The following is an 8,352-nucleotide window of genomic DNA, read 5'->3' as shown; positions in this document are numbered from 1 at the left end:
TATTGGTGCAGTTAAAGAGGTATTCCCAAATGCTATCCATACTTTTTGTGTGTTTCATCAAATGAAAACAATAGCTAAAAAATATACAGATGAGTTTTCCAGCATGAAAAATGTACCTGCTGAGGACCTTGAGGTTTTCAATCATGCAATTCAAGTAGTTCTCTCGGAAACAGTTATTCATCTGATAGTGAATTATCATAAAATGATTGAAGCTTCAAAGACAAAGACAATATCTAAAGCTTCAATGAAAGTTGTTATGTATGTGTCTGGCATTTACGCCAAAAATCGAAAAATACTAGAGGCAGGACTTGTTCCAGAAACAAACAATGTCATGGAACAGCTTTTTTCATATATTGACAGTTTTATTTATCAAGCAAGGTCTTTTAAAACAACCACTTGACTGGCTAACTTTTTTAATAACTTGTTTACATTCATGAACCAGAGGAGGTTCAATACAGGAATCCGTAAAGGTAAATTTCCACTCGAGATAGCACGAAACAAATATGGATGATCCTCCTATGAAACTGTGTTTATACTTTTGTAGTAGTGGTAACTATCTGTAAATAACAACTATTTAACTCTTATTTTTTAAAATAAGGATGCAAAAGAGTGTATTAAGACAGTGAATTATTTAAAGGAGAGATTTTTAAGAGGGTTTGGCCAGATTTGAAGGGTGATTAGAAAATAATAAAAAGTCTCGTATTCGGGCATAAACAAATGTAAAAAAATAATTCAAGAAGTACTGTTTTTATAACTTTAGTCGATTGTTCATGAATAGGAAATTTTCTACAGAGTCCAGATTAAAAATCTGTTATTAACGAGTTCTTCTCCACAATATATTTTTGATCCAAAGAAGTATTTTTAGTTTTATGAACACCATTATTGTTCTTTTAACCCATCCCGACATGTGTTTTCACCTCAAATAATCTTATGAATATATCCCATATATACTACTCGCCTTTTAGATTAATGAATGACGAACTATAGGTGTTTAAATGAAATATTCAATAAAAGTTCCTATACATTGATGTTTGAAGTTTTAATGGCATTATAATTTCCCATCCCGTAAAAAAATATCCGTCAATCATTATATATGTGCAAAAAGCCACATTATCGTTGGATTGGGAATACAAAGATATTCTCAATTGTACATGCGTGCGGGTTGGAAACGGGGGTTTTCTCACACGATGTGTGGAATATAAACAAGGAGTGGATTCACTACAATATTTCGGTGGTGGTCCGAAAAGAAGAAGGATGTAATTGACCATCCTTCTGTCTTTATTATGAAAGTTCTCTTTTTACATGTACTATTAATCCTCCAAAAATACTGTGGTGTCCTAATTGAATTGCTGGTGCCTAAATACACATAAAAAAGGCAGAAGGCTTCCTTTCAGCCTTTCACCTCCCTATCTTTTTCTCAACCTCAACCACCTTCAGCGCGATCCTCATCACCGAATCCGGGTTAAGAGATATCGAATCGATACCTTCCTTTACCAAAAACTCTGCGAACTCCGGGAAATCGCTGGGAGCCTGACCGCATAGACCGCTGTGCTTGTTGTTTCTTTTAGCTCCCTGGATAGCCATTGAGACTATTTTCTTCACGGCCTCGTCGCGTTCGTCGAATGTGGAGGCAAGGATCTCAGAATCCCTGTCCACACCCAGGGTCAGTTGCGTCAGGTCGTTGGAGCCGATGGAAAAACCATCGAAGTACTTGCTGAACTCATCTATCATCAGGACATTGCTTGGGATCTCGGTCATCATGTAGATAAGAAGGCCATTCTCGCCTCTCACAAGGCCGTTCTTCTTCATCTCCTCCAGGACCTTTTCGGCTTCCTCTATGCGCCTGCAGAATGGGATCATAAGTATGAGATTGGTCAGCCCCATCTCATCTCTCACCATTTTCATGGCCTTGCACTCAAGAGCGAAGCCTTCCCTGTAACGCTCATCATAATAGCGTGAGGCACCTCTGAAACCCAGCATGGGGTTGTTCTCCTCAAACTCAAAAAACTCTCCGCCCATAAGCGTCTCATACTCATTGGTCTTGAAATCGCTCATACGTACAACTACCGGTTTTGGGTGGAACGAAGCAGATATCGTTGCAACTCCCTGTGCCAGTTTCTCAACGAAATAATCTTCTTTATTTTTATACTGCTCTGTGAGTTCCTCTATCTGTCGAATCACTTTTTCATCCTTTACCTTTTCAGGATGTACAAGCGCCATGGGATGCACTTTGATATAACTGTTAATAATGAATTCCAGCCTTGCAAGTCCTATTCCGTCATTGGGTATCATGGACATTGCGAAGGCTTCCTCAGGGTTACCCAGATTCATCATGATCTCAGTCTTTGTCTTTTCCAGCCCCTTCAGATCAACAGTCTCAATATGGAACGGAAGGATTCCTTCATGCACTTTACCTGCATCCCCTTCTGCACAATTTATCGTGACATCCATGCCATCTCTCAGTTTTTCAGTTGCATCCCCGGCACCTACAACCGCCGGGATACCAAGTTCGCGGCTCACAATAGCTGCATGGCAGGTCCTCCCACCTTTATTAGTTATAATGGCAGCTGCCCGTTTCATTACAGGTTCCCAGTCAGGTGTTGTGGTATCAGCTACAAGTATCTCTCCTGATTTAAAATCGGCAAGTAGTGAGACATCTGAGATAACATGGACCTTACCGGCAGCTATCTTTGAGCCTACACTTCTTCCTGTAACAATGACATCGGTACTCTCATCAAGGTAGTAGGTCTCGAGCACATCCTTCCTCTTTAACGATTGCACTGTTTCCGGCCTTGCCTGGACGATGACCAGTTCGCCTGTTTCACCATCTTTGGCCCACTCCACGTCCATAGGTACATGCTTTCCCTTCTTATTGGAGTAATGATCCTCAATGGTAACCGCATATTTCGCCAGTTGCAATATCTCATCATCTGTGATACAATAGCGCTTCCTGTCTGCCTCCGGTACATCCACATTACGGGTAAGCACACGGGAATCACCCCGCCCATATATCATCTTTATTTCTTTGCTGCCCCTCTTCTTCTTGATGATGGGTCTGAACCCTTCCTTCAGGGTAGGCTTGAAAACATAGAACTCATCAGGATTGACAAGGCCCTGTACAACATTCTCTCCAAGACCATAAGCTCCTGTTATGAATACCACATTCTCAAAACCGGTCTCTGTGTCGATAGTGAATATTACACCACTGGAAGCCAGGTCCGAGCGTACCATCTTCATGACACCGATCGACAGACCCACCTTGAAGTGATCGAATCCGTTGTTCACTCTGTATGAGATCGCTCTGTCAGTGAAAAGTGATGCAAAACATCGGTTGCAGGCATCTTTTAATGAGTGATAGCCGTGGATGTTCAGGTAAGTCTCCTGCTGGCCTGCAAAGGATGCATTAGGAAGATCTTCTGCAGTAGCAGAACTTCGTACTGCAACATCAACATCTTCACCATACTGTTCGCAAAGTTTATCGTATGCTGTTTTTATTTCTTCCCACAGGTCATCAGGGATACCTGCATCAAGTACGATATTCCTAGCTTTCTTACCCCTCTTAGAAAGATCGGTCACATTATCTGTGTCAAGTCCTTCAAGTGTCTTTTTAAGTTCATCGAGTACACCTGCAGACTCTAACACATGCCAATAAGCATCTGCAGTTATTGCAAAACCGTTAGGGATCTTAATATCTTTATTTGTAAGTTCTCTATACATCTCTCCCAGGGACGCGTTCTTGCCCCCTACTAAAGGCACGTCATCTATGGTTATTTCTTCAAACCATCTGGTATATTTACTATTATCTGTCATGGACCCACTCCATTTGAAATTCAATCTGATCGTGTAATTCAAGATCTGTTTCAGCCATCATTTCCGATGGCATCAACCGGGCAAATGCCCAATACTTTTTCGCAAAGATCTTTTTCATCATCATTTTCTGGCTGTCTGGAAACGTAGGCATTCGAGTTATTATCGGCCATTTTGAAGTGATCTGGAGCTTCATCCGTACATACTTGACATGCTATGCAGCTTTCATCCACATAATATGGACCCGGGACATTCTCCGACACTTTGCTATTTTTGTCTGCTATATTTGATTCCCCCCTTAAATGAATAATAATTATTTGAGTTACATAGTACATAAGACATTAGTCTTCATCAGCTGAAAGTAATACCAAATGATAATGCCTTTTAGAATACGATTATAAACCAGAATGACCATTGGAAGCAAAATAACAAAGGATAAAAGGATAGTGAAAAAGGAAAATCATCATGGGCACACAAATAGGGACCTTACTCACAAAAACCTCCATCACTTACGAAGAAATCAATGGCAAAGTGATAGCTATAGACGCATACAATACTATTTACCAGTTCCTGAGTGCCATTCGTCAGAGGGATGGCTCCCTTCTTACAGATTCCTCTGGAAATGCAACATCCCACCTTACAGGTCTGTTCTCAAGGACCAGTAAACTGAGGGATGCAAACATCAAACCTTTCTTCATCTTTGATGGCAAAGCTCCTGAGATGAAGAAACAAACCCTGGAAAAACGCAAGGAGTGCAAAGAGAATGCAGCTTTGAACTATGAGATTGCCAGAGACCAGGGCAATCTGGAGGATATGAAGAAGTTCGCCCAGGGTACTTCAAGAATAACTCCGCAGATACTTGAAGAATCAAAAAAGCTCCTTGAACTCATGGGTATACCCTGGATGCAGGCAGAATCCGAGGCAGAGGCTCAGGCAGCGTTCATGGTTTCCCGCGGGGATGCTGATCTTGTAGGTTCACAGGATTACGATGTCTTTCTTTTCGGGGCAGAAAACGTTATCCGGAATATGGGAAGCACTGGAAAGAGAAAAATACCGGGTAAGAAAGAATATGCTGCAAAGACACCGGAACATATCTCACTTTCAGGCTCCCTTGAACAGTTAGATATCACTCGCGAACAGCTTATTGATATTGCCATCTGTACAGGCACGGATTTCAATGAGGGTATCCATCGTGTGGGTGCCAAGACCGCACTTGAACTTATTCGCAAGCACAATGATATCATCACCATTATCAGTAAAGAGAATATGGATGTTCGTGCCTGCACTTCAGTGGAAGAGATCAGGGAATTCTTCCTGGATCCTCCTGTTACTGCGGATTATAGTCTCAGATGGAATAAACCGAAGTCCGATGAATTATTTGAGTTCCTTGTTGGTGAGCGGGGTTTCTCTGAAAAACAGGTATTGAAGAATAATGAAATTCTGGAGAGTAGGGTCATCGATGAATGTCAGTCCTGTCTCGCAGACTGGTGAGATAGAATTCCTTGAAGTATTCCTTCCAGTAACATTGACGTCACCGTAGCTTTCACATGTATGATACACGATACTGTTTTAATAATAAAGGCAGCCAAGAATAAAATGTAGCTTCAGATTTAAGCCATCTTTTTCCTCTATTTAGTACTTACGATGTTGCATTAATATTTCTATATTTGTTTTCTATATTTGTTTTCTATATTTGTTTTCTAATTCTCAATAGAAAATATCTGAATATACAAAAAAAGCACATTGTTGCTACATCCGACTTTCCGCAGATGTCTAGAGAAAAACGGATATTTTCCTTTAGCGTACATTTACGCATACTGATATCAAATTGAAGTGATAATAAATGTTACTTCTCAATTGAATTATGTTACTATTAATTGATAAATAATTGCAATCCAGATAATTGACAAAATTCGAGGACATCTGCGGAATATAAGAAGTAAACATAGAGAAAGCATTCTATATTGGTAAATTTTTGGTCACACAGAAACAGTGGACTGAGCTAATGGGCAGTAATCCTTCCAAGTTTGTTGGAGACAACAGGCCCGTTGATACTACAAATTCCATTGTTACTGGTTTTAATATGCCAGGTAAATCACAGAATGCAAAACCTGCAATGACATTTTTGAAACAATATCATAGAACCCGGAAACAAAACAATTGGTACACAATCTTGATAGACCAATCAAGGTTGTATTCATTCTTAAAATAATATTTCGGCAGCCTTCATCATCGTATTTTTAAATTATTTAATCAAATAGTATAGTCATGCTTTTATATAACCACAGCTATTTTAAAAATATAAATACAGTCTCCAGTAAACATCGCCCGAATGAAATCCCGAGGCAAGATCATGAAAACAACATCACCAAATTCTCATACACACAAAAGCAACATTCACTCATCAAAATTCAAGCACAGCATTCTGAAAATATCAATTTTGCTGATGCTTTGTTTATCTCTCAGCATACCTGCATCAGCCGCCATATACTCCGGCGGTAATGGTACAGTAGAGAGCCCGTATCTGCTCTCAACCGATAGTGATATTGATAACCTGTCAGCAACCTCTGCAGATTGGGGCAAGAACTTCACACTGACACAGGACATCACACTTGTAGGCAATCACATTCCAATTGGTAATTTAAGCAATAGGTTCACAGGTAACTTCGATGGAAACGGATACGCAGTGAAGAACCTGACAGTTTATCAGGCTGGAGATTATGCCGGATTCTTTGGCTATATAAATGGTGCTAACATCCATGACCTTGGAGTAGAAATAAGCTCAGAAGGTGTTATTTCAACAACTGGTGATTATGTCGGCGGTCTTGTCGGAAAAATTTTCTATGGCACAGTGACCAACAGTTATGCCACTGGTAGTGCCACAGGTGTTCGTGAGGTTGGCGGTCTTGTTGGATGGAATGATCACGGCACTGTGAGCAACAGTTATGCCACTGGCAATGTTATTGGCAGTAGTGATTGGGTCAGCGGTCTTGTCGGGTATAATACCGGCACTGTGACCAACAGTTTTGCCACTGGTAGTGCCACAGGTGATGATTATGTCGGCGGTCTTGTCGGGGAGAATTGGCTTGGCACTGTGACCAACAGTTTTGCCACTGGCACTGTTACTGGTAGTTCTTCTGTCGGCGGTCTTGTTGGGGTTAACAACGGTGGCACTGTGACCAACAGTTATTATTCCAGTACGGGTTCGTATACGAATAGTCTTGGTACTTTAACCTCATATGCCAACTTCACCAGTTTCGCATTCGTTTCCGGAAGTTCCGGTATTTACTGGAACGAAAGTGGCAATAATATCACAACAGCCGATGACTCAGGCTTTGTATGGAAGATGGTGGAAAGTTACACTTTGCCGTATTTCCAGTATCAGGATATGCCAGCACCGATTCCATACGTGGAGTCCATATCGTCAAGTAGTGGTATCAACAACACTGACGGCAGTACATCATTCGGGCTGAACGTCACAGGATGTAGCTTTAACATCACGGATACTGTCTTTGTAAACCTGACAATGGCTGGTCAAACTCCGATAAATGGTACAATTGACAGTATCACTTATACCACGATTAATACTATATTCAATCTGACACAGGCTATTGCAGGTGACTGGTTATTGTATGTCATCAACCCGGACGGACAGACCTCAATAGCGAAGAACTTTACAGTTCAATCACTTTTCATACCTGGAACACCAGAAAGTTTCACAAACACGACAGGTAATTTCTGGGTAAACCATAGCTGGAGTGCAGGTACAGGAGATGTGAGCGATTCCTATAACGTGAGCTATGGCGGAACCTGGCTGAACGATACGATAAACAGTTTCAATCATACCGGACTTTCTGCTCATGCCTGGTCCAACATAACAGTCTATGCCTACAACGCCACTGATTCCACAATTTCACTAGGAGCCATCGATAACGTCCAGATACCAAACAACGCTGTCAGCATTCTCAATGTAACGGACATCACAGTCTATGAAGGAGAAAATGTCACCTTTAACATCAACTCCACGGATGCAGACGGCGATACACCGGTATTTGGCTGTAACAATAGTGCTCTGTTCGATAGCTTCAACACCAGCACTGGTGAAGGTTTGTGGATAACTGATCTCAGTGATGCAGGGACCTACTACGTTGAATTCAACGTAAGTGATGGCTATGGATCAGTCGATTCACAGGTAATGAACATCACCATAAACGATGTCATAATTCCGGTTGCCGATATCAGTGCAAACACTACAACGGGGCCTTATCCTCTAAGTGTACAATTCACAGATAATTCCAGCAACCTCCCAACATCCTGGTTCTGGGACTTTGGAGATGGAACTAATTCCACTCTGCAGAATCCTGCTACTCATATCTACAGTGATGCAGGTATCTATAATGTAAGTCTCAACGCCAGCAACCTTGCCGGAAGCGACCTCAGCAGTAACATGACCATTACAGTTACAAGGCCTGGAACACCAGAAAGTTTCACAAACACGACAGGTAATTTCTGGGTAAACCATAGCTGGAGTGCAGGTACAGGAGA

Annotated in this window: 4 protein-coding genes and 1 pseudogene; 3 read left to right on the top strand and 2 right to left on the bottom strand. The window is 41.3% G+C overall.

Features of this window, described 5'->3' with window-relative positions:
• A pseudogene (locus tag BB781_RS14740) lies at nt 1-400 on the top strand (transposase); the annotation flags it as partial.
• A 998-nt stretch (nt 401-1,398) separates the two neighbouring features.
• On the opposite strand, the gene ppsA reads toward BB781_RS14740, so the two are convergent.
• Both ppsA and BB781_RS14730 read right to left on the bottom strand, forming a co-directional pair.
• Nucleotides 1,399-3,810 (bottom strand): phosphoenolpyruvate synthase, encoded by a 2,412-nt coding sequence (ppsA, locus tag BB781_RS14735; protein WP_094229222.1) that lies wholly within the window; start codon nt 3,808-3,810, stop codon nt 1,399-1,401.
• 50 nt (nt 3,811-3,860) lie between these two features.
• Entirely contained in the window at nt 3,861-4,142 is a 282-nt protein-coding gene (locus BB781_RS14730) for a ferredoxin (RefSeq protein WP_340637529.1), read from the bottom strand.
• A 130-nt stretch (nt 4,143-4,272) separates the two neighbouring features.
• Here BB781_RS14730 and fen point away from each other — a divergent pair, with 130 nt between their 5' ends.
• Entirely contained in the window at nt 4,273-5,298 is a 1,026-nt protein-coding gene (gene fen, locus BB781_RS14725) for a flap endonuclease-1 (protein ID WP_094229221.1), read from the top strand.
• An 841-nt stretch (nt 5,299-6,139) separates the two neighbouring features.
• Nucleotides 6,140-8,352: PKD domain-containing protein (locus BB781_RS14715; RefSeq protein ID WP_129582739.1), on the top strand; the 2,213-nt coding region annotated here is incomplete at its 3' end.

The organism is Methanolobus psychrotolerans, from assembly GCF_002243045.1.
Lineage (GTDB): Archaea > Halobacteriota > Methanosarcinia > Methanosarcinales > Methanosarcinaceae > Methanolobus > Methanolobus psychrotolerans.
The sequence above is the reverse complement of the archived record's forward strand: the minus strand, read 5'-3'. Positions and strand labels throughout refer to the sequence as shown.